This window comes from Hymenobacter arcticus (genome assembly GCF_054779975.1).
The window spans coordinates 1-23,066 of record NZ_BAAGXF010000015.1 but is presented as its reverse complement, the minus strand read 5'-3'; the positions used below and the strand labels follow the sequence as shown (position 1 = coordinate 23,066).

Sequence of the window (23,066 nt, the reverse complement as noted above, 5' to 3'; positions counted from 1 at the left end):
TACTGCTCCTCTATTGGGGCCAGCTGGCCCTTTGTTCTATTTATGAAAGCGTATAAACTGCACGAGCCCAAAAGCCTCGCCAACTTCAAGCCGGGTGATTTTGACGAGCCCACCGCCCGCGACTACGAGGTAAAAATTCAGGTGAAAGCCGTGTCGCTCAACTACCGCGACTGGGCCCTGGCCAACGGCTGGTTTGGTTACCCCGGCGAAAAATTGCCCATGATTCCCTTCAGCGATGCCGCTGGCGTGGCGGTGGCGGTGGGCGCGGGCGTCACCCGGTTTCAGCCCGGCGACCGCGTGGCCATCAACTTCTTCCCCGACTGGGCCGACGGCGATTTCACGGCCGCCAAGGTTCACCGCTCGCTGGGCGGCAGCACCGACGGCGTGCTGGCCGAGTACGTCGTGTTCCCCGAAAACGCGGTGGTGAAAGTGCCCGACTCGTTTTCGTTTGAGGAAGCGGCGGCCTTTCCCTGCGCCGGCGTCACAGCCTGGCACTCCTTGGTAGAGCAGGCCCGGCTGCGGCCCGGCGACACGGTGCTGCTGCAAGGCACGGGCGGCGTGTCCATCTTCGGCCTGCAAATAGCCAAGCTGTTCGGAGCCCAGGTCATTATCACGTCCAGCTCGGATGAAAAGCTGGCCCAAGCCCAGGAAATGGGCGCCGACCACCTCATCAACTATAAAACCACGCTCAACTGGGAAGACAGGGTGCGCGAGCTAACCCAAGCCGAAGGTGCTACCTACGTGCTGGAAGTGGCCGGCCAGATGGCCCGCTCGCTGCGCGCCCTTAAGCCCGGCGGCACCGTGTTCCAAATCGGCCAGGTGTCGCCCAGCGATGAAGTTCCCAACCTGCGCATGGTGCCCCTGCTCACGCAGCGCCTGCAAGGCATCTACGTAGGCAGTGCCCACATGCTGGCTGACTTATTTAAAGCATTCGATACCAACCAACTAAAGCCCGTTATCAGCCAGGTTTTTGACTTTGATAAAGTGCCTGATGCTCTGGCCCACATGGGCAGCGGCGCACACTTCGGCAAGATTGTGGTGCGCGTGGGGTAGGCTTGTTTGAGGTTAAAAATTATGTTTAAAAAGAACGTCATGCTGAGCTTGTCGAAGCATCTCTACCACGCCAGTCGGGTTACTAACCAAATGGCGCGGTAGAGATGCTTTGACAAGCTCAGCATGACGTTCTTTTTAAACATAATTAGCCCGGCAACTGCAACTGTGCCAGCTGCTTATTGATGAAATCCACCTCCTCAAAGCTCAACTGCAAGTCCATTGCCTTGGCGTTTTGCACGGCTTGCTCGGGGTTGCGGGCGCCCACCAGCGCCACCGTGATGCCGGGCTGCGCCAGCGTCCAGCGCAGTACGAGCTGGCCCAGGGTGGCATTTTTGGTTTCGGCCAGCGGCCGGATTTTGTTGAGAAAGTCGTTGACTTTCGTGACCGCCTCGGGCTTGAATAGCTTATTGGTGCTGCGCAGGTCGCTGGCGTCGAAGTGCTGGCCGGGCTTGATTTTACCCGTCAGCAAACCTAGCTGCAAGGGGCTGTACACCAAAATGCCCTGGCCGTGCTGCTGCGCATACGGCACTACCTCCTTCTCAATGTCGCGGCGCAACATGCTGTACGGCACCTGGTTGGAGGCCAGGCTGATGGTTTTTTCGGCTTCCTCCAGTTGGGCTACCGAGTAGTTGCTGACGCCCGCGGCGCGCACCTTGCCTTGCTCGATGAGGCGCTGCACGGCCTCCATCGTTTCGGCAATGGGCGTGGTCACGTCGGGCCAGTGCTGCTGGTAGAGGTCGAGGTAGTCGGTACCTAGGCGCTTGAGGCTGTCCTCGCACTCCTTAATGATGCTGTCGCGGCTAGCGTACTTGTACACGTCCACGTCCTGGCCGTCGTTGTTCTTGGTCTTCATGGCGAAGTCGCCTTTGGCCAGGTCCCAGCGCATGCCGAACTTGGTCAAAATCTGTACCTTATCACGAGGTAGGCTCTTAATAGCCTCACCCACAATCTGTTCGCTCAAGCCCATGCCGTAGATGGGGGCCGTGTCGATGCTGGTCACGCCCAGGTCGTAGGCGGCGTGAATGGCGCCCACGGCGTCGTTTTGCTCGGTGCCGCCCCACATCCAGCCGCCGGCCGCCCAGCTGCCAAAGGTTATGCGCGATACGGATACGTCGGACGAGCCTAATTTCTGATATTCCATGCGTTAAGGGTAGTGCTTGCTAAAAATACGTTCTCCGTTAACCCTGCCCGGCGGCCGAAGGTTACGCCCCGGCAGCCCCGGTCGGGCCGAACGCTACCCGCCGGCCGCGTGTTAAGCTGGGCCGGAACGCAAACAATTGGCCCCGCCCGCGGCTTCGTGGGTTTCCGTTATTTACTAGCTCTTTCCTTCCTATGAAAGTTGAAATTTGGTCCGATGTGGTGTGCCCGTTTTGCTACGTTGGCAAGCGTAAGTTTGAGAAAGCCCTGGGTGAGTTTGCCCACCGCGACGACGTGCAGGTGGAGTGGAAAAGCTTCCAACTCACCCCCGATTTCGTGCCCGTACCCGGTGAAAGCATCCACGCCTCGCTGGCCAAGAAAAAAGGCGTATCGGAGGCCGAAGGCCGCCGCATGGGCGACCACATGACCCTCATTGCCAAAGAAGTAGGCCTGCACTACGACTTCGACAAGACCATTCCGGCCAATACCTTTCTAGCCCATCAGCTCGTGCACTTCGGGGCGCACCAGGGTAAGCAAGATGCCACCAAGGAGCGACTCATGGCCGCCTACTACCTCGAAGGCCGCAACCTCAACGAGCTGGATACCCTCCTCAACCTGGCCGCCGAAATCGGCCTCGACCCCAGCGCCGCCCGCCAGGCCCTGGAGGCCGGCACCTATGCCAACGAGGTGCGCCGCGACGAGTACGAAGCTCAGCAAATAGGCGTGCAGGGCGTGCCCTTCTTCGTGTTCGACGACAAGTACGCCGTGTCGGGCGCGCAGCCCAGCGAGGTATTTGCCGAAGTGCTGGGCAAGGTGTGGGAAGAAGGCCACCCCGCCGCCCCGCGCCCCACCCTGCTGGCCGATGGCCCCGCCTGTGGCCCCGAAGGCTGCGACTAAAGCTTACGTAAAGCCGTCTGTCATTGCGAGCGCAACGAAGTGGAGCGTGGCAATCGCACCAACACGTTACCGGGCGGGTATCGCTTAGGTGCGATTGCCGCGCTCCACTTCGTTGCGCTCGCAATGACAGGCGTTTTGGTATCATTCCAAATTCTAAATCTCACCTTCATACTTTCGCCACGCGGTCGGGCGTAGGCTTGTGAGTGGGCGCCGGTAGGCGCTAGTGGCGCGCCGCATTCGTTGTTTTCTGTGATATGCTAAAAAAAACATCAGCCAACGGGCGCGCTAGCAAGCGGTGGGCCGGCCTCTGGGTGCCGGCCGTGGCCGCGGGCGTGCTGGCCCTCACGGCCTTTCGGCTACCTGCCGAAGACAACCCCATTCGGGTCATCGCCGAGAAGCTGAGCGTCTTCTACGCGCGCACCCTGCCCGAAAAGGTGTACCTACACCTCGACCGCCCCGCCTACGGCACCGGCGAAACCATCTGGCTGAGCGCCTACGTGGTGGACGCCATGCGCCACCGCACCGATACCCTCAGCAAGGTGCTGCACGTGGATTTGCTTTCGCCGCAGCGCCGGGTAGTGGCTCGCCGCACCCTGCGCCTGGTGGGCGGCCGCGCCGCCGGCGACATTGAGCTGAGCGACAGCCTCGATGCGGGCATCTACCTGCTGCGCGCCTACACCACCTGGATGCGCAATGCGGGCCCCGGCTTCGTGTTTGAGCGCCAGCTGCAAGTGTGGCCCGCCGACCCCGACAAAACGCCCGACGCGGCCAGCGGTGGCACTACCCCCGCCACGCCCGCTCTCAAAGCCATGCCGCGTCTGGCCCCCACCGCTGGCAAGCCCGACGTGCAATTCTTCGCCGAGGGCGGCCCGCTAGTAGCCGGCCTGCCATCCGTGGTGGGCTTTAAGGCGGTGGCGGCCACCGGGCGGGGCATCGCCGTTAGCGGCCAGGTACTGGATGAGCAGAACAAACCCGTAGGGGCGGCCTTCAGCGCCCAGCACGCGGGTATGGGCCGGCTCAGCCTCACGCCCGCCGCCGGCCAGCGCTACCACGCCCGCGTGAAGCTGCCCGACGGCACAAGTGCCGACTACCCGCTGCCCGCCGTGCAGGCCACCGGCTACGCCCTGCACGTGGCCGACGCCGGCGACAGCTACACCGTGGAGGCCCGTTACCGCGGTGCGCCCGGTGCCCCGGTGCCCGGCCCGGTGATGCTGCTCACCGAGGTGCGCGGCTTCATCATTGGCCTAGTGCCCAAGCAGCTAACCGACGACGGCAAGCCCGTGACCTGGACGGTAGCCAAGACACGTTATCCCAATGGTATTCTGCACTTTACGCTATTTGATGCCCAAAGCACGGCCCAGGCCGAGCGCCTGGCCTTCGTGCTGATGGGCCAGCCCGCCCTGCGCGTGGTGCTCACTCCTGATAAGGCCGCCTATGCGCCCCACGACGCCGTGCACGTGAAAGTGACCGTGGCCGACGCCGCCGGCCAGCCCGTGGCCACCCACCTCTCCGTAACGGTGGCCGAGGCCGGGGCCGCCGCCCTCGACCCCAACGCTGGCAACGTGGCCAGCCACCTGCTGCTGACCTCCGACCTGGCCGGCTACGTCGAGAGCCCCGGCTACTACTTCCAAAACCCCACGCCCGAAACCACCCGCGCCCTCGACGACCTGCTCCTCACCCAGGGCTGGCGCCGCTACGTGTGGAAGGAGGTGCTCAGCCCCACGCCACCGCCGCTGTATTATGGCGTCGAACAGGGCATTACCTTGTTTGGGCAGGTCACGGGTATGGGCCAAACCGGGATTCCGAGCAGCCAGCTCACCTTTGTGCAAAGCAAGCCGGCGCGCAACGTAGCCACGGCCACTACCGACGCCACTGGCCGCTTCCTGTTCAGTGGCTTTCCGGGGCGCGACACGTCGCTCATCACCTTGCAGGCACGCCGCGCCACGGGGGGTAGCAACGTCATTGTGCGGCCCGATATGGGACCGCCTACCCTGGGAGCGCCCTTGCCGCCGCTGCCGCCCGTGGCTACCACCTCGGGCGTAGCTGAGTACCTGCGCCGCAGCCGCCAGCAGCAAGTGCAGGAGCGCCAGGGCCGCCCCGAGGGCGACATCCGCAGCGTGCAGCTGGCCAACGTGGCCGTGACCGGCAAAAAGCAGGTCATTGCCCCCAACGATACGCGCCGTCTCTACCCCGGCGTGGTGGCCAACACGATAGTCGATTTCACCGAGATTCCCGCTGCGCAGTCGGGTATGAGCGCCCTGCAAATCTTGCAGGCCCGGGTGGCAGGCCTCACCATCAGCGGCTCCCCGCCCAACATGACCGTACAGATTCGCGGTAGTGGCTCGCCCATCTTCATCCTTGATGGCACGCGCACCGATATTGACTTCATCAATACCTTGCCCGCCAATCAGATAGAAGCCGTGGAAGTTTTCAAAGGAACCGAGGCGGCCATCTTTGGCAGCTCGGGCGGCGTGATTGCGATATACACCAAGCGGGCCAACAAAAACTACAAAGGCGAAGACAAAGGGCCCAGCCCTGGCCTCATCACTATTAAGCTGCCGGGCTACTACCAGGCCCGCGAGTTTTATCAGCCTCACTACGGCGCGCCCGTTATGAACGCGCCCGCCGCCGACCCGCGCCGCCTCACCCTCTACTGGGACCCCGAGTTCAGCACCGACATCGCCGGCAAGGGCGAATTCATCTTCAACACCGCCGACGGCAGCGGCAACTTCCAGATTGCCACCGAAGGCATCAGCCTGAATGGTGACCCCAGCCGGGGTACTGCTACTATTTACGTAGCACCGAAGAGTAGATAACTACTTAATTAACAAATAAATAGGCCTCAGTTAGTAGCGATAACCGCTACTAACTGAGGCCTATTTATTTGCACAAGAAGCGCCTACGCCATCACCATCTCCTCAGCCCCGAGCGTGGCCAGGAGGTGCTGGGCCTTGCCCACGCTGCTGATGGCATCGAAGGTCACTTGCAGCTTGTCTTTCTGGTCTTTCATGCGGGCCGTGCGGGGGTGGGTTTGCACAAAGTTGAGAATGCGCCCAAAGTCTTCGCCCTGGAAGTAGGCCTCGTGTCCGGCCCCGGCGGGCAGGTAAATGCGTAGCGTTTCGCGCTTTAGCGTCAGCTTTTCCACGCCCAGGTTGCCGGCCTGCCAGCGCAGCTTCACAATATCCACCAGTAGCTGCACCTGCTCGGGCAGCGGGCCAAAGCGGTCGGTCATGCTGGCTACCAGCTTGGTCAGCTCCTCGGGTTTTTGGGCGCGGTCGAGCTTGGCGTAGAGCTGCAGGCGCTCCGACACGTTGCCCACGTAGGTGGTCGGAATGAGCACCGGCAGGTCCGTCTCAATCTGAGTTTCCTTGGGGCCGCCGTGGCCGGGCAGCGCGCCGGCCGCCTGCTGCAGGCGCTGCTGGCTGGTGCCAGCCGTGCCTTCGCCCAGAAATAGGTCGCGAAACTCGGTTTCCTTCAATTCCTGCACGGCCTCATCCAACACCTGGTGGTAGGCCTCGTAGCCCAGGTCGTTAATGAAGCCCGACTGCTCGCCGCCCAGTAGGTTGCCCGCCCCCCGAATGTCGAGGTCGCGCATGGCCACGTTGAAGCCCGCCCCCAGGTCCGAAAACTCCTCCAGTGTGTGCAGGCGCTTGCGTGCATCCGAAGGCAGGTTGGCCACCGGCGGCGTGAGCAGGTAGCAATACGCCTTGCGGTTGGAGCGGCCCACGCGGCCCCTCATCTGGTGCAAATCGCTGAGGCCCGTGAGATGCGCCCGGTTGATAATGATGGTGTTAGCGTTCGGAATATCGAGCCCGCTCTCAATGATGTTGGTGCTCACCAACACGTCGTACTCGCCCTCCACAAACTTCATCATGCGCTTTTCCAGCGTGTCGCCGTCCATTTGCCCGTGGGCAAACGTTACGCGGGCGTTGGGCACGAGGCGCAGTATCATGGACGCCATTTCCTCGATGTCGCTCACCCGGTTGTGCACAAAAAACGCCTGCCCACCGCGCTTTAGCTCCCGCGCAATCGCGTCGCGAATGATGATTTCGTCAAACACCTGCAGCTCGGTAGTCACCGGCTGGCGGTTGGGCGGCGGCGTGGCAATCACGCTCAAATCGCGCGCGCCCATCAACGAAAAGTGCAAGGTGCGCGGTATCGGCGTGGCCGACAGCGTGAGCGTATCCACGTTCACCTTGATTTCCTTGAGCTTGTCCTTGGTCTTCACGCCAAACTTCTGCTCTTCGTCAATAATGAGCAGGCCCAAGTCCTTGAATTGCAGCTTCTTATTGGTAAGCGCGTGGGTGCCAATAAGTATGTCAGTGCGGCCCGCTGCCACGCGCTCCATCGTCTCCTTTATCTGCTTGGCCGTTTTAAAGCGGTTGATGTACTCCACCGTCACCGGCAGGTTGGCCAGCCGGTCCCGAAACGTCTTGTAGTGCTGCATCGCCAGGATGGTCGTGGGCACTAGCACCGCCACCTGCTTGCCATCGGCCGCCGCCTTAAAGGCCGCTCTAATAGCCACTTCCGTCTTGCCAAAGCCCACGTCGCCGCAGATAAGCCGGTCCATCGGGTGTGGCTGCTGCATGTCGTTTTTTACGTCCTCCGTGGCCTTGGCCTGGTCAGGCGTATCCTCCCAAATGAAGCTCGATTCCAGCTCGGCCTGCATAAAGCCATCCTGGGAAAACGCGAAGCCGGGGGCCGTCTTGCGCTTGGCATACAGCCGGATAAGGTCGGCCGCAATGTCCTTAACCTTCTTCTTGACCGACTTCTTCTTATTCTCCCACTCCGCCGAGCCCAGCTTGCTCATGCTGGGCGGCGAGCCCTCCGCGCCACTGTATTTAGCAATTTTGTGCAGCGCGTGAATGCTCACCGTCAGCACGTCGTCGTCGCGGTACACCAGCCGGATGGCCTCCTGCGTGTGCCCGTTCATTTCTACCTGCGTGAGCCCCGCAAAGCGCGCGATGCCGTAGTCCTGGTGCGTCACGTAGTCGCCGGGCTGCAAGGTCTTCAACTCGCGCAGGGTCAGGGCCTTTTTCTTGGAAAACTTGCGCGTTTCCTGGGCCCGGTAGTAGCGCTCAAACAGCTGGTGGTCAGTATAAACTGCTAAGCCAAGCCGCTCATCCACGTAGCCCTCGCGCAAGGCAATGAGCAAGTGCTGAAACTGCACATTAGGGTCCAGCTCGTCGAAAATCGTGCGCAGCCGGTCGGCCTGCCGCACCGAGTCGGCCGCGATAATGGTGGTGAAATCGCGCACCTTATTCTCCCGGATGTTCTTCATCAGCCGGTCAAAATCCTTGTTGAAGCTCGGCTGCGGCTTGGCCGCAAACTGGAAATCCTGGGCATTTTTGAAGTAGAACCGCTTGCCGAATTCCACAATCGCAAATTCTTCCAGGCACTTCTTCAAGCTCTTAGCGGCCTCAAATAAGTCGGCCGGTTTCGATACAATCTGCATGCCGCCGGCCTCTTCCAGCAGGCGCTTGAAGTTGCTCTCGGCCTTCTCAAACAGCTCCCCTACCACGTCCAGCGTCTGACGCATATCCTTGACCCACAGGCAGCTGGTGCGCGGCAAAAACTCTAGAAACGACTCGCGTCGCTCTTGCAGCAGCTTGGTTTGCACGTTCGGGATAATGCTCACCGTCGTGCGCGGTTCCACCGAAAGCTGCGTCTCGGGGTTGAACGTGCGGATGCTCTCAATCTCGTCGCCAAACAATTCGAGTCGGTAGGGCAGCTCATTGGCGTAGCTGAACACATCCACAATGCCGCCGCGCACCGCGTATTGCCCGGCCTCGTACACAAAATCCGATTTCTCGAAGTCGTACTGCGCCAGCAGCTCTCCCAGAAAATTTACATCCAGCTTGTCGCCCACCTTCGCCGTGAACGTATTTTGCACCAGGCTCTGGCGGTTGATAACCTTCTCGCTCAATGCCTCCGGGTACGTGACGATGAGTGGGGCCATCTTGCGTGCCGCCGCCTCAGGATTACGACTGGCATTCAGCTGATTAAGCACCTCGGCACGCATCAGTACGTTGGCATTCTCCGTTTCGTCAAACTCATACGGCCGCTTGTAGGAGCTCGGAAAAAGCAGCGCCTCGGGCCCCTCGGGCAGCAGATGGCGCAGGTCGGCCATGAACAGCGCCGCCTCGTCTTTGTCATGTAGCACAAACACGTTGGGGTGCGCGTACTGGGCGGCGGCGGCGGCCACCACGGCGTCCTGCGAGCCCACCAGCCCGCGCAGCTGCACCCGCAGCTCACCGCCGTGGGCAGCCTCGTCGGCCGGGCGCTTGGCGTCGGTGGGCTGGGCGGCGCTCAGCAGGCGCGCGCTCAGGGTTTGCAGCTCGGCGTCGAGGCGATAAAGGCGAAGAAAATCAGCTACTTGCACGGAATATTGCTAACGATAAACTAAAAACAGCCAGCCCGGCCGGGGTTCATTCCGGTCGGGCAGCGAGGGTAGTACTCCTACGGTGGCCCATAGGTTTGCCGTACCTTGGACTAAAATTACTAGCAATGGCCACCCCTCCTAACCGCGATTTGCCCGAAGTAGTGTCCGAGCTCATCATCGAAATGCACGAAGTGCGCTCGGAACTGACTGCCATCAACGGCCGCCTCGACCGCTTGGAACGCCGCATGGAAGGCGTAGAAACCGAAATAAAGCTGTTGCGCGTTGACCTACGCGAAGAAATGCGCGAGAATAGCCGCAGCATTGTAGACGGCATCACGCGGGGCTTTGAGCCCTTCCTTACCCGTCTGCTCGACCACGACGACCAGCTGAAAAACCACGCCGGCCGGTTGAATAATCTAGAAAATCCCCAAGCCTAAATAGTTGCGCGGTTCTGCTCACCTGGCCATCGGCCTCATTACGGGCGTGGCCATTGCGGGCCTCGTGCCCGGCATCCCGTTTTCGCTGCCCGGCATTGCCCTGGCCGGCTTTTCGGCCCTCGCCCCCGACCTCGACCACCCCGAAAGCCGCCTTAGCAAGCGCCTGGGCTTTATGCACGCCTACGTGCGCTGGGCGTTTGGGGCGGCGGCGCTGGCGCTGGCGGCCTACGCCTACTTGCAACTGCACCCTGGCCCCGACCAGCGCCTCACCTACATTGCCGCGCTGGCCTTTGGGCTGCTGGGCGTGTCGTTGCAGGGCGGCCACGCCCGCAAGCTGGCGCTGCTGTTTACGGGCATGGCCACGGTGCTGGCGGGCCTATATGCCAAGTTCTTATGGCTTAGTTTATTAGGTGGCTACATTTCGCTGGCACCCTATACCTCGCACCGCACTTGGACGCACACCATCTGGGCGGTGGCGTTCTGGACCTACGTGGGCGACCTGGCCAACCGCAGCCTGGGCTGGCACGGCGTGGCCTACTACGCGGGCGGCGGCTATGTGTCTCACCTGCTGGCCGATACGCTCACCAAGTCGGGCGTGCAGTGGCTGCGGCCCCTCACCGACTTCAGCTTCAAAATTCCGCTTTTAAGCACGGGCTCTAAAGCGGGTAACGTCATGGAAGCCACCATTTGCCTGGGCTATGGGCTGCTGGTATTGGGGCTGGTGATTGGCCGCGTTGGGTTTTAAAATGAATAACTTGTGTATCTACTTGTCCGGCCTTAGCTTCGCGTCGGAGCGGGGAACACGGTGGGGCTAATTGTATCTTACCGTGAACTATAACAACCCGGCCAAATTAGGCTTGTGAGCCACCGAGCTCATTGATTTTTAACGTGTTAGCCCGCTAAGCCGCTATTCGGCGGGCGTTATTTCAACTGCTACCCCATTCTCAAAATTTACCCACCAACATTTCTGTTTTATTATGAACCAGATGAATAGTCCGCTCATCCGGGTCGGCGTTTTCTACGACGGCAATTATTTCCTTAAAATTAGTGATTATTACTATTTTCAGCATGAGCGTAAAGCTCGTATCAGCCTCGAAGGCCTGCACGAATTCATTCGGCACCAAGTAGCTGAGGAAGAAGATGTTGACGTGCGACTAGCGCAGGTTACCACTTCTCACTTTTTCCGGGGCCGTCTATCGGCTACCGAAGCCCGCGATAAGGACCGCCTCTTCCACGACCGCCTGCTCGACGATATCCTCATGAACCTGGGCGTGTGCACGCACTACATGCCCCTCAAAACCCGCGACGGTCGCCTCCAGGAAAAAGGTATCGACGTGTGGCTCAGCCTCGAAGCCCTCGAAATGGCCCTGCACAAGTCGCTCGATGTGGTGGTGCTCATCGCTGGCGACTCCGACTACGTGCCCCTCATCCGCAAACTCAACACGGTGGGCACCCGCGTAATGCTGCTCAACTGGGACTTTAAATACGAAGATTTCAAGGGTGAAACCCGCGTGACGCGCGCCTCGCAGCACCTACTGGAGCAGGCTACCTACCCGGTGGCCATGCACGCCGTTATCGACCGCGGCTTGCAGGAGCAGGACGAAGTAGTGGAGAACATGTTTGTGACGCAGAGCGAGCCCGCCGCGTTTGCCAATATGCCCGCGCCCGCCCCCACCAACGGGGCAGCTGCTAGCCCCGCCTACGCGCCCGCCGCCTCAGCAGCGGCCCTGGCCGCCGCAGCCGCTAGCCGCGCCGTGCGCCCCTCGGGTCCCACGGCCGCCGGCCCGGTAGGTACCATTGGCATCAGCACAATCAAGAACCTGAAGAACGGCTTTGGTTTTGTGATAATGCCGCCTAACAACCTGTTTTTCAGCTACGCCGACTTGTCGGAGGGCGATTTCAACGACCTGCGCGAGGGCGACTGGGTGGAGTTTACGGTAGGCCGCAACCACCGCGACGAAGACTGCGCCCGCAACGTGCGCAAGGTGCCCGCTCCTAACTTGACCGGCGACGAAGACGGCGACTACGAGCCCGCTCCCACTATGCAGTCGGTGGGTGCTGTGCTGTAAGGAGTTTAGAATGTAGAAGTTGGAAGGAAGAGTTAACAACGTGTAACTCATCTTTCCGGACAGCAAAACCCGTCCGTTCCTGCCACTTAATTCGGCAGGGACGAACGGGTTTTGTTGTTTTCCACTCCCTCATTCCCCATTCTTAATTCCCAATTCCCGCTTGCTGGCCGGGTAGCGGTTGAAGGTGCCCAGGCCCTGCGCCACGGCCGGCCCGGTGCCCTCGGCTGCGTGCTGGTAGATGGTGCCGCTCACCACCATAATTGACTTGCCCGTGTGCTCGACCCGCGCTACGGCCAGCAATTCGTTGCCCAAGTGCACAGGGCGTAAGTAATTGATTTTAAATTCGATAGTAGATACCAAGTCCCCGTCGGTGAAAGCCAGGGTGAGCGCGGCGGCTCCCAGTGCGGCATCCATGAGGCCGGCCAGCACGCCACCGTGCGCCGTGCCCGGCGACGACAGGTGCTCGTCTTGAATAATCATGCGGTACTCGGCCTGGCCGGGGGCGGGCACGGTGAGGGCCATGCCGTTGGCTTGGCCATAGCGGTTGATGCGGTTGTAGTGGGCTACCAGGGTGGGCCAATCGGTGGGGGTGGGCATTGCTGGGGAAGAATAGGGAAGAAAGTGAAACTACGTAGCTAACAAATGGCGCAACAGTGGTGCAAGCTAAACCCGCTGCAGCCCAGCCCGTACCTTTGCCTATTCGTAGCCAGCCGGCCGCGCAGGGGGTAAAACCTGCGGGCCCGCTGGATTTTTCTCTAAATTTAGACAACCATGCCTTCCTTCGATATTGTTAGCAAAGTAGACCCCCAGACGCTGGAAAACGCCGTTAACACGGCTAAAAAAGACCTGGCTACGCGCTACGACCTGCGTGATACCAAGGGCGGTATCGAGTTGAATAAAAAGGATAATACCGTGCTGCTCAGCTCCGAAAACTCGATGCGCATTCAGGCGCTCGAAGATATTCTGATGGCGCGTATCGTGAAGCAGGGCATCGACGGCACGGCCCTCGACTTCACGGCCGAAGAGCAGGCCAGCGGCGCGCTCGTCAAAAAAACGGTGAAGGTGCGCGCCGGAGTTGACAAGGACGCGGGCCGCAAAATCATTAAGGCCATTAAGGACAGCAAAATCAAGGTGGAGGCTCAGATGCAGGACGACCAGATTCGGGTGTCGGCCAAAAAGATAGATGACTTGCAGGCGGTTATTGCCCTACTGCGCCGCACCGATAATGGCCAGCCCCTGCAATTTGTGAATATGAAATAACCCAGGCTGCCCCCGCTCCCAAAGCCAAATGCCGCTTGGGTTGGGTGGGTACGCCGTATTTTTCATCATTCATTCATTGTCTCCGACCTCTTAGCCGTCTTCGTTTGTCACCGTTCGCTGCCTTTTCTTCCGAGCATTTTGCCGCTTTCTCACAGGTGCAAACCTGGGTTAGTCTGCTCACTCTCACGCTGATGGAAATCGTGTTGGGAATTGATAATATTATCTTTATCTCCATCACTGTCAATCGGTTGGCCCCCGAGGAGCAGACCCGTGGGCGCACCATTGGCCTACTGCTGGCCTTGGTGTTCCGCATTGGGCTGCTGATGAGTATTTCTTGGATTGTGAGTTTGCGCACGGCGTTATTCACCATCAACATTCCGCCGCTGGTCGATAATTTCGGCGTGAGCGGGCGCGACCTCATCCTGCTGGCGGGGGGCTTGTTTTTGATGTACAAGAGCACTACCGAGATCCACACCAAGCTGCAAGGCGAGGAGGAAGAGGAAAATATTGTGAAGACGCACGCCAAGCTAGGCGCTATCATCCTGCAAATCATCATCATCGACATCGTGTTCAGCTTCGACTCCATTCTCACGGCCGTGGGCCTAGTTGATAACGTGCTGGTGATGATTGCGGCCGTTATCTGCGCCATGGGTATCATGCTGGCTTTCAGCGGCGTAGTGGCCGACTTTGTGAACCGCAACCCCACCATCAAAATGCTGGCGCTGTCGTTTCTCATTATGATTGGCTTCATGCTGGTGATGGAAGCCGCTCACAAGGAGGTGGAGAAAGGCTATTTGTACTTTGCCATGGCCTTCTCGCTGCTGGTAGAGCTGCTGAATATGCGGTTGCGCCGCAAAAGCAAGGCCGCACCCGTGAAGCTGCGCGACTCGCAGTACGACTAGGCAAATCCATCGTTTTTTTACGAGCGAGCGCCGTCCGGTTGGTCCGGGCGGCGCTCGTTGGCTTTTAGCCGGGCAAGTACGCAGGCAGCCCGTCGAGGCTGGTGAGCACGCGCTGCTCGGCCAGGTCCAGCAAGCGGCGGTTTAGTTCGGGGCGGTGCAGCCGGTAAAAGGCCAGCTCGGGCTGCGTGAGCATCCCCACTACGAGGCCCACCAGGGTGGCGCGCAGGCGGGTGTTACGGGCCAGCAGCTCAGTGAGCAGGCGGGTGGCCTCAGCGGGCTCGGCGGCAGCCAGCGGCAGGTGGTAGTCGTGGGCAAAGTCGGCCACGGTGGCCAGTAGCACCGCGTGCTGGAGCTTGAGCACCGGGCGCAATACCTGGTGCTGGAAATCGGCTACGGTGGCCGGGGTGGGGATGGCGGCCGGCTGGCCGGCAATGGCCGGGCGCAGGGCCAGCAGCGCCGCATCGGCGCGGGTAGGGGAGGAGAAATCGGACATAAGCTTGGGTAGTACGCGCACAAAAAAAGCCCAGCCGAAGCCGGGCTTTTTTAACTCTCGGGTGCCAGGCAGCTTAGTGCTGGATGGTCACCTTGGTAGTGTAGCTGCCTTCGGTGGTGCTCACGCGCACCACGTAGAGGCCGGTGGCGAGCTGGCTGGTATTCAGCTCAGCGCCGCTCTGTTGCATTTGGGCGGTAGGCACGGTAGCGCGCAGCACTACTTTGCCCATCAGGTCAACCATGGTTACCTGCATGGGGGCGGTGCTGCTGAGCTGCGTGCGCACAATGAGGCGGTCCTGGGCGGGGTTGGGGTAGGCTTCCAGAGCGTTGGCTACGGTAACGGCGTTCTGGCTGGCCAAGGCAATTACGCGCACTTTGGGCGGCACGTCGAAAGCTTCCTTCACGCCGGTGAAGCGCACGGTGCCGCTCACGCGGTCGCCGGTAACGGCACTAAAGCCCATGCCGCGGCGGGCAAACACGTTCCAGATAAGCTCCGAGTTGGCGGCGCGGTTGGTGAGCGAGTCGGCGCGCAAGATGGCGTCGCGGCCGTCGAGGAAGCCAGGGTTACACACCTGCACTTTGCAGCCATCTAACACCAACTTAAGAGCTTTGTTGTTGCCGCCGTTGGCCGAGTAGAAGTCGGAGTTGTAGCCGTATTTATAGATAAACTGCCAGTTTAGGTCCCACAGTACCGTGGTCCAGACCTCACCCAGCGAGTGCGACTCCTGGTAGAGAGGGGCACCAGTAGCTGAGAGAGATAGAACGGAGCCGTAGGTCAGGTTGTTGCTGGTAAACTTAGTCGAGTAAGGCTTGGTACGGATGCCGGTGCCCTTGGCACTAGTCTGGCCTTCCACGTAGGTGCCTACGTAGCGGTTGCTGCTGCCATCTTCGCCGGGCTTAGTGGTCATCCAGAGGGCGAAGAAGTCGCTCCAGCCTTCGCCCATCTGCTGGGTGTAGATGGGAGCGTCGTTGGTGCCGACGTTGCCAATCAGGCAGCTCGACGAGTTGAACTTAGTGCCGGTGAGACGATTGCTGATGCCGTGGCCGTATTCGTGGGCCACAATGCCGTTGTCAAATGAACCGTCCCAATCAGCTCCTACTATTGTTTTGGCGCAACCAGTGCCTACCGTAGTGCCAGTGAGCGCTGCCCGAACCTTGACACCATCTGCACCACTGATGAAAATAGTAGGAATTGTTATTGACGCATCCGCGCCGCTTGCGTTTATGAGCGTTGTGCCAAGAGGGTCCGAATCAAAAATGATAACGCCAGTAGCTCCGTTGGCTTGCGCTATTTTGACTTTATCAACAAAAGCGCAGGTGCCACGCTGAATAAGCGCGATATTTCCGCTTACTGCTGCCGCATTCACATAGGGTGTCACGCAGGATAGTAAGCCCCCGCTGGCCGTTGCACCATCGTTTACCGGCACAATGTTGCCACAAATACCATTAGGAAGTGATGATACACTGGGGCCAAAAGGGGCGGTATTGAATTTGTATGTTCCTGCGATAGTGCTAGGAGCCGAAATAGTCAGCGTATTCACCGAGTTGTCCCAGAGGTACATCTGCATGGTGGGGTTGCTGCCATCGGTAGGGGTACCGAAGTTGGCGTTGTTGCGCCCGCTGCCATCCTGCGATTCGGCCCGCACCTGGTCGAGACCTTTGCCGTTCACCGCGCCCGTGGCATCCTTGGTGAGGTTGGCGTACTGGAAGTTGCCCGATGCCTCGTCAAACCCGTGGGCCAGCATGACGTCGTGCATCATGTTGTTGACGTAGAATAGGTTAGTGGTAGCCGCGTTCAGGTTGTTGCGCGCGCCGGAAGCCTGGGTGAAGGGAAAGTCGAAGTTCAGCGTGGCTCCGCCATCGGGGGCCGAGGTCGAGAGCGCGTAGTTGGCAGCTCCAGCACCACTGGTGCCATTGCTGTAGTCATCGTAGGCTGCCACGTTGTTGCCGCGGGTGATGTACTTGCCCGTGGAAAGAAACGAGTACGTGTCGGCAAATGTGCCGGCCGGGGCCTGGGCCACCTGCCAGCCCAGGGGCGAGTAGGGCGAGCCAACGGGAGCCAGGGGCACCACCGTGCGGGCGCCCTGCTCGGGCGACTCCAGCGGGAAAGCCACCACGGTTACGCTGTTGGCGGCGGTGGTGCTGGTGGGGCTAAGCAGGGCCGCGGGGGCTTCCACCTGGCCAAAGGCCAGGGCGCGCTGCTTTTTGGTTTGGTTGTGCAGCACCGTTTGGTTGAAGCTGGTCTGCTCACTCACGGTGTAGTCGTTCTGCTCCACCAAGCGGCCGGTTTGCGCATCCACGCGGGCGTTCCAGTAGTGCTGCTGGTCGAGCTGGGCGATGGTTACGTTCCACACGAGCACCAGCTTATTATCAACGCGGGTGTACATGAGCTGCACCGGAATATCTTCTTCCGAGATACCAGCCTTGTTGAACACTAGGCCGTCGGCGTAGCGGGCTTCCACCACGGGGCGAAGGCCCACGGGGCGGGGCAGGCCCAGCGCTACGCTGGTGGCCGTTACGGCCTGTGCGGGCGTGAGAGCCGGCGTGGCCGACGGGGCCAGCGCGGCGGCACCCACCACAAAGTCCTGATTAGCGAAGAGCACCTTACCGGTTTTGTCGGTGTGCACGGCTCCGTAAGCGTTGAAGATAGCTACCCCTTTTACGCGCTGCTGGAAGTAGGTATGCGTTACGCCAATGCTGGCATCGTAGCTGGTGCTGGTCACGAGCAGGTCGGCCACACTTAGCCCCTGGGCCTTGGCTTTGGCCGCAAATGACGACAGCGCGGTGGCCGGCGGCGCCTGCTGGGCCTGAGCAATACCCGGCAAGGCTAAAGCCGTTGCCAGGGCCAGCGTCCGATAGCCCAAATGAGTAGAGAACAACGTCATAGGAAAGGAAAAAGGAAGAGAAAAAATGAGTACAATGGCTAGGTGCCAAAGATAAACATATTTCCCAAACCACTTCGTTTAACCTTTGAAAAAACGTAGAAAAAATCCGGGCTGCCTACTTATGGTCGAGTATTCGCATGCCTGCCAAGGGCTTAGCCGAATATTTTTAGCTTGCTGAGCACATCCCACAGCACCACGCCCGCAGCCACGCCCACGTTGAGCGAATGCTTGGTGCCGAGCTGCGGAATTTCGACGGCCGCGCTGCACAAGGCCAGCACCTCGTCGTCTACGCCCAGCACTTCGTTGCCCAGCACCAGGGCCAGCGGCCGGCCCGCCTCGGGCCAGAATTGGGGCAGTAGCACCGAGCCAGTGGTTTGCTCCACAGCCACCAGCTGGTAGCCGGCAGCCTTGAGCTGCTGGGCGGCTTCGAGGGTGGTGGCGGTATACTGCCAGGCCACCGACTCGGTGCTGCCGAGGGCCGTTTTAGTGATTTCGCGGTGCGGGGGCTGGCCGGTGACGCCGCAGAGGTAGATTTTTTCGAGCGCGAAGGCGTCGGCGGTGCGAAACACGGCCCCCACGTTGTGCAGACTACGCACATTATCAAGCACTAACACCACCGGGCTTTTGGGCGTAGCTTTGAAATCGGCCACCGGCAGGCGGTTTAACTCGGTCATGGTGAGTTTGCGCATCGGGAAGGAGGGCGAACTTTGTGGTTCGCGAAAGGGGTTTTTAAATGGAATTCCGCTCAATCTGTCATCCTGAGCTTGCGAAGGACCTCTTGCCCCGTGCGCGTTGCCGGCGCAAGTCGCCCAGCTGCGCAAGAGGTCCTTCGCAGGCTCAGGATGACGGGTGATTACTTATCAAGTACTTTATCAACGCGAGCCCCAAAGTTCGCGCTTCTGCCTTGTCTACCGCCCCTGCCTCTGCCGCCCCCGCCACCAAGTTTGCCATTAAGTCGCTGGGGCCCGACCATATTAAGCCCGTCGCGGTGGCTGACACGCCGCTGATGCGGCAGTACTACCAGCTCAAAACTGAGCACCCCGGTGCGGTGCTGCTGTTTCGGGTGGGCGACTTCTACGAAACCTTTGGCGAAGACGCGGTTACGGCCGCGCGCATCCTCGACATCACGCTTACTAAGCGCGGCGCGGGCACGGCCAGCGAGGTGGCGCTGGCGGGCTTCCCGCACCACGCCCTCGATACCTACCTGCCCAAGCTGGTGCGCGCCGGCCAGCGCGTGGCCATCTGCGACCAGCTCGAAGACCCGAAATTAGCTAAGGGTCTGGTTAAAAGAGGGATAACTGAGCTCGTGACGCCCGGCGTGAGCCTGCACGACAACACCCTGGAGCGCCGCCAAAATAATTACCTCGCCGCCGTGCACTTCGGCAAAACGGAGGCCGGCATCTCGTTCCTGGATATCAGTACCGGCGAGTTTCTGGCCGCCCAGGGCACGCTCGATTACCTGGGCAAGCTGCTTCAGAATTTCCGGCCCGCCGAGGTGCTGTTTTGCAAGCGCAGCCGGGTGGAGTTTGAGGGCAACTTTGGCCCCGACTTTTGCACCTACGCGCTCGACGAGTGGGTTTTTGGCCAAGACTACGCCCATGACACACTCACGCGGCACTTCCGCACCACCTCGCTCAAGGGCTTCGGGGTCGATAACCTGAAGGAGGGCGTGATTGCGGCCGGCTGCATCCTGCATTATTTGGCTGAAACCAAGCATACTGATATTCAGCACGTTGCCAGCCTGGGCCGGTTGGAAGAAGACAAGTACGTGTGGCTCGACCGCTTCACGGTGCGCAACCTGGAGCTGGTGCAGGCCCAGCACCCCGGCGGCGTGCCGCTGATTGACATCCTCGACCAAACCATTACGCCGATGGGCGCGCGCCTGCTGCGCAAGTGGGTGGTGCTGCCCCTCAAGGAAGTGAGCCAGATTCAGCGCCGCCTCGACACCGTGGCCGCCCTCGTGGCCGACCCCGAACTGCTGGAAGAAGTGCAGGGCCAGCTGCGCCCCATCAATGATTTGGAGCGCCTTATCTCCAAAGTAGCGGTGCGCCGCGTGAACCCGCGCGAGCTCTTGCAGCTGGCGCGGGCCCTCGAAAGCATTGGGCCGCTGCGCGCCAAGCTGGCCGGCTCGGGCATCCGGGCCCTCGAAAAGCTGGCCGACCAGCTCAACGCCTGCGACTCGCTGCGCAAGGAGATTCAGGCCAAAATAAAGCCCGATGCGCCGCTGCTCACCAACCAGGGCCACGTGATTCAGGACGGCGTAGATGCCGAGCTGGATGAGCTGCGCGGGCTGGCTTTTTCGGGTAAGGATTTTCTGCTTAAAATGCAGCAGCGCGAGCAGGCCATCACCGGTATCTCGTCGCTGAAAGTGGCTTATAATAAAGTGTTTGGCTACTATCTCGAAGTGAGCAACGCCCACAAAACCAAGGTGCCACCCGAGTGGATTCGCAAGCAAACGCTGGTGAACGCTGAGCGCTACGTAACCGAGGAGCTGAAGACCTACGAGGAGAAGATTCTCAACGCCGAGGAAAAGCTGTTCGTGATTGAAGCCCGTATCTACCAGGAGGTTACGCTGGCGGCGCTCGACTTCGTGAGCCAGATTCAGCAGAACGCCCGCGCCATTGGCGTGCTCGACTGCCTGGCCTCGTTTGCGGCCACGGCGCGGCAGCACCGCTACACCCGGCCGGTGGTAAACGACGGGCCCACGCTCGACATCAAGGGCGGCCGCCACCCGGTGATTGAGCGCCAGCTGCCACCCGGCGAAAGCTACATCCCCAACGACCTGTGCCTGAGCCAGGATGACCAGCAGATAGTGGTGATTACCGGTCCCAACATGGCTGGTAAGTCGGCGCTGCTGCGCCAAACGGCACTCATCGTGCTGCTGGCCCAAATCGGCTCGTTCGTGCCCGCCGACGAGGCCACTATCGGCATCATCGACAAGATTTTTACTCGCGTAGGCGCTTCCGACAACCTCAGCAAGGGCGAGAGCACCTTCATGGTGGAGATGACCGAAACGGCCTCCATCCTGAATAACCTCTCGGAGCGCAGCCTCGTGCTGATGGACGAAATCGGGCGCGGCACCAGCACCTACGACGGCATCAGCATCGCCTGGGCCATTGTGGAGCACTTGCACAACAACCCCAAGGCGCGGGCTAAAACGCTGTTTGCCACCCACTACCACGAGCTCAACCAGCTGGCCGACGACTGCCCGCGGGTGCGCAACTACCACGTGGCCGTGCAGGAAGCCGACGGCCGGGTGCTGTTCCTGCGCAAGCTGCGGCCCGGCGGCTCCGAGCACAGCTTTGGCATTCACGTGGCGCGCATGGCCGGCATGCCGCCCGCCGTGGTGCTGCGCGCCAACGAGATAATGCACCACCTGGAGCAGGAGCGCACCCAAACCGGCCTCGTGAACCCGGACGCCCCCACCGCACTGGACGACTTGCTGGCTGGCCTCGACGAGCAGCCGAAAGCCAGTGCCCAGCCTCGGCCCCGCGCCACGGCCGCCGTGGCCTCGGCTCCTAAAATTCAGCTCAGCATGTTTGAGCCCGGCGACCCCAAGCTAGAGCAGCTGCGCGAGCTGCTGCAAGTGCTGGACATCAATACGCTCACGCCCATTGAGGCCCTGCTGAAATTGCAGGAATTGAAGGGGTTGGTGTAGGCAGCGCCTACTTCATATAGTACGCCCGCAGGAGGCGCATGGCGGCTGGGGCATCTTCGGCGCACACGCTGCAAAAGGTACCGACGCCATTCACCGGGCCTTCGTATTCCCAGGTGAAGGTTTTGGGCGCGGCGCCCGGGGCGGTGGCTACGCGCAGGGTGGTGCCGCTGGGCACCAGATACAGCGTGTGGCCGTTGAGAAACCGCACGTGGAAGCCGGGCTGCCCGTTGCGCCTGCTCGGGCCGACGTAGCGCAGCCGGGCGTCCTCGCGGTTTTTGCCGGAGGCGTAGGCCACGTCCGAGCGGCGGCCGTTGTGGGTCCAGAAGCTGAGATGCTCGTAGCCAGCCGTGCCCGGCTGGCCATAGCCGTAGTTGGCCACCTGGTTTTGGGCCAGGGCCGGGCGGGCTGCCAATACGCTCATACCAAGGGCGATGCCAAGGGCGCGTGACAAGGGGAAGAGAGGCATGGCGAAAGAGGCTAAAGGCGAGGCTGGTACTACGCAAAAGCAGCGCCCGAAGCTGCCCGGTAGCCACCGCCCGTAGCGAGTGCCGCCAGTGAACCCCCCGCCCACTGCGCGTGTTTAGTGGCAATCCACCGGCCTGGTAGCTAGCGTATAATCCAGCCACCGGGCTTTTCTTTCCTTCTACTCCATGACCAAGATTTTGTCGGCCGTTTCCGGCCTGGGCCTGCTGGCTCTTCTCACGGCCTGCGGCTCGCAGCAGCCCGCCCAGGCGCAGGGCCAAACCCCCGCCGCGCAGGTGGCCTCCACGGCCGGCTTCGCGCCCAAAAACCTCACCGGCCTGGCCCAGGCCACCTTCGCGGGCGGCTGCTTCTGGGCGCAGGAAGAGGCCTTTGAGCAAATAAAGGGCGTGAAGCAGGTGGTGAGTGGCTACGCCGGCGGCACCGTGCCCCACCCCAGCTACGAGCAGGTAGCCGGCCAGGAAACCGGCCACACCGAAACGGTGAACATCTACTATGACCCTAAAGTAGTGAGCTACAAGATGTTGGCTGATATCTTCTTTACGGCCAGCCACGACCCCACGCAGCTCAACCGCCAGGGCAACGACACAGGCCCTGAGTACCGCTCGGCCGCGTTTTACCGCACGCCGGAGGAGAAGAAAATCATCGACGAAACCATTGCCAAGGTCAACGCCTCCAAGCAGTACGATAGCAAAATCGTGACCCAGGTGGTGCCCTTCAAGCAGTTTTGGGACGCCGAGGACTACCACCAGGGCTACTACCGCCTGCACACCGACAACCCCTACATCGCCAACGTATCGGAGCACAAGGTAGCCCACGTGCGCAAGCTTTTCCCGCAGGAGTTGAAGCCCGGCTTGCCCAACCTGTAAGCGGCGTTATACCTTGACTAGAACGCAAAACGGCCCCGCTGCACCAGGTAGCGGGGCCGTTTTGGTTACAAAATATTGTTTAGTAGGTAGTTATGGCAGCCTTTGTGGCGCTGGCGGCCCAGCGGCGGGCGGCCTCAATATCCGAAAAGTACTGCGTGTCGAAGGGCGTGTGGTTGGTGGATTTTTGCAAAATATTGCTGATACCCATCTGATTTAGTGCATCTTGCGACACTACTACGGCCAGGCGTTGCACCTCCAGCCGGGCAAATTCCGGAAACCAGGTATGGCTCATCCACTCCTGGTCGGCGGGCCGGATGGTGCGCATGAGCGTGTTGTTGCCAATCCAGCCGCGCACGCGGAGCTGGCGGCCCAGGCGCAGGGCCTCGGTGAGGGCACCCCGCAGCTGCTCCGAATTGGCAAAGTCGAGCCACTCAGTTTCGAGGGTCGCCCCGATAGGGTCGTGGTGCAACTTAGAGGCTATCCAAATAGGGATTAATTTGGGGTATGGCTACTACTCAAGAGTTCATCATTTCCGATACGTTATG

18 protein-coding genes are annotated in these 23,066 nt (G+C 60.7%); 10 read left to right on the top strand and 8 right to left on the bottom strand.

What is annotated here, in order from left to right; translation table 11 throughout:
• Positions 1-42: 42 nt before the first annotated feature.
• A complete protein-coding gene (locus ACYVGC_RS20055; RefSeq protein ID WP_460585644.1) occupies positions 43-1,053 on the top strand; it encodes a zinc-dependent alcohol dehydrogenase family protein in 1,011 nt (336 codons plus the stop codon).
• A gap of 145 nt (positions 1,054-1,198) precedes the next feature.
• Here ACYVGC_RS20055 and ACYVGC_RS20050 read toward each other — a convergent pair whose 3' ends face one another.
• Complete coding sequence (locus ACYVGC_RS20050) at positions 1,199-2,194, bottom strand: aldo/keto reductase (protein ID WP_460585643.1); 996 nt, start codon at positions 2,192-2,194, stop codon at positions 1,199-1,201.
• Between the two features lie 191 nt (positions 2,195-2,385).
• On the opposite strand from ACYVGC_RS20050, the gene ACYVGC_RS20045 reads away from it, so the two are divergent.
• A complete protein-coding gene (locus ACYVGC_RS20045; protein WP_460585642.1) occupies positions 2,386-3,087 on the top strand; it encodes a DsbA family oxidoreductase in 702 nt (233 codons plus the stop codon).
• Between the two features lie 254 nt (positions 3,088-3,341).
• Positions 3,342-5,903 carry a TonB-dependent receptor gene (locus ACYVGC_RS20040; protein ID WP_460585641.1) on the top strand — a complete coding sequence of 854 codons (2,562 nt, stop codon included), beginning with the start codon at positions 3,342-3,344 and terminating at the stop codon, positions 5,901-5,903.
• Positions 5,904-5,986: 83 nt separating this feature from the next.
• Here ACYVGC_RS20040 and mfd read toward each other — a convergent pair whose 3' ends face one another.
• Positions 5,987-9,469: a transcription-repair coupling factor gene (gene mfd / locus ACYVGC_RS20035; RefSeq protein WP_460585640.1), complete on the bottom strand. Its 3,483-nt coding sequence runs from the start codon at positions 9,467-9,469 to the stop codon at positions 5,987-5,989.
• A 125-nt stretch (positions 9,470-9,594) separates the two neighbouring features.
• Here mfd and ACYVGC_RS20030 point away from each other — a divergent pair, with 125 nt between their 5' ends.
• The 3 genes from ACYVGC_RS20030 (at position 9,595) to ACYVGC_RS20020 (ending at position 11,975) form a co-directional block, all read left to right on the top strand.
• Positions 9,595-9,906: a hypothetical protein gene (locus ACYVGC_RS20030; protein ID WP_460585639.1), complete on the top strand. Its 312-nt coding sequence runs from the start codon at positions 9,595-9,597 to the stop codon at positions 9,904-9,906.
• Between the two features lie 4 nt (positions 9,907-9,910).
• On the top strand, positions 9,911-10,651 hold the full coding sequence (locus ACYVGC_RS20025; RefSeq protein WP_460585638.1) for a metal-dependent hydrolase: 741 nt from the start codon (positions 9,911-9,913) through the stop codon (positions 10,649-10,651).
• A 232-nt stretch (positions 10,652-10,883) separates the two neighbouring features.
• A complete protein-coding gene (locus ACYVGC_RS20020; RefSeq protein ID WP_460585637.1) occupies positions 10,884-11,975 on the top strand; it encodes an NYN domain-containing protein in 1,092 nt (363 codons plus the stop codon).
• Between the two features lie 129 nt (positions 11,976-12,104).
• On the opposite strand, the gene ACYVGC_RS20015 is transcribed toward ACYVGC_RS20020, so the two are convergent.
• Positions 12,105-12,572 (bottom strand): PaaI family thioesterase, encoded by a 468-nt coding sequence (locus ACYVGC_RS20015; RefSeq protein ID WP_460585636.1) that lies wholly within the window; start codon positions 12,570-12,572, stop codon positions 12,105-12,107.
• A 174-nt stretch (positions 12,573-12,746) separates the two neighbouring features.
• Here ACYVGC_RS20015 and ACYVGC_RS20010 point away from each other — a divergent pair, with 174 nt between their 5' ends.
• Positions 12,747-13,235 (top strand): YajQ family cyclic di-GMP-binding protein, encoded by a 489-nt coding sequence (locus ACYVGC_RS20010; RefSeq protein ID WP_283566575.1) that lies wholly within the window; start codon positions 12,747-12,749, stop codon positions 13,233-13,235.
• Between the two features lie 155 nt (positions 13,236-13,390).
• On the top strand, positions 13,391-14,137 hold the full coding sequence (locus ACYVGC_RS20005; RefSeq protein WP_460585635.1) for a TerC family protein: 747 nt from the start codon (positions 13,391-13,393) through the stop codon (positions 14,135-14,137).
• Positions 14,138-14,201: 64 nt separating this feature from the next.
• On the opposite strand, the gene ACYVGC_RS20000 is transcribed toward ACYVGC_RS20005, so the two are convergent.
• The 3 genes from ACYVGC_RS20000 to ACYVGC_RS19990 form a co-directional block, all read right to left on the bottom strand.
• Positions 14,202-14,630 carry a hypothetical protein gene (locus ACYVGC_RS20000; RefSeq protein WP_460585634.1) on the bottom strand — a complete coding sequence of 143 codons (429 nt, stop codon included), beginning with the start codon at positions 14,628-14,630 and terminating at the stop codon, positions 14,202-14,204.
• A gap of 73 nt (positions 14,631-14,703) precedes the next feature.
• Complete coding sequence (locus tag ACYVGC_RS19995; protein ID WP_460585633.1) at positions 14,704-17,514, bottom strand: M36 family metallopeptidase; 2,811 nt, start codon at positions 17,512-17,514, stop codon at positions 14,704-14,706.
• 152 nt (positions 17,515-17,666) lie between these two features.
• Entirely contained in the window at positions 17,667-18,203 is a 537-nt protein-coding gene (locus tag ACYVGC_RS19990; RefSeq protein WP_460585632.1) for an RNA methyltransferase, read from the bottom strand.
• 317 nt (positions 18,204-18,520) lie between these two features.
• Between ACYVGC_RS19990 and mutS the strand changes: the two genes are divergently transcribed.
• Positions 18,521-21,172 (top strand): DNA mismatch repair protein MutS, encoded by a 2,652-nt coding sequence (mutS, locus tag ACYVGC_RS19985; protein ID WP_460585770.1) that lies wholly within the window; start codon positions 18,521-18,523, stop codon positions 21,170-21,172.
• A 7-nt stretch (positions 21,173-21,179) separates the two neighbouring features.
• Here the strand turns inward: mutS and ACYVGC_RS19980 are convergent, their stop codons facing one another.
• Positions 21,180-21,638 (bottom strand): hypothetical protein, encoded by a 459-nt coding sequence (locus ACYVGC_RS19980; RefSeq protein ID WP_460585631.1) that lies wholly within the window; start codon positions 21,636-21,638, stop codon positions 21,180-21,182.
• A 184-nt stretch (positions 21,639-21,822) separates the two neighbouring features.
• Between ACYVGC_RS19980 and msrA the strand changes: the two genes are divergently transcribed.
• Positions 21,823-22,521: a peptide-methionine (S)-S-oxide reductase gene (gene msrA / locus ACYVGC_RS19975; RefSeq protein WP_460585630.1), complete on the top strand. Its 699-nt coding sequence runs from the start codon at positions 21,823-21,825 to the stop codon at positions 22,519-22,521.
• Positions 22,522-22,600: 79 nt separating this feature from the next.
• Here msrA and ACYVGC_RS19970 read toward each other — a convergent pair whose 3' ends face one another.
• Positions 22,601-22,990: a hypothetical protein gene (locus ACYVGC_RS19970; protein WP_460585629.1), complete on the bottom strand. Its 390-nt coding sequence runs from the start codon at positions 22,988-22,990 to the stop codon at positions 22,601-22,603.
• Between the last annotated feature and the right edge of the window lie 76 nt (positions 22,991-23,066).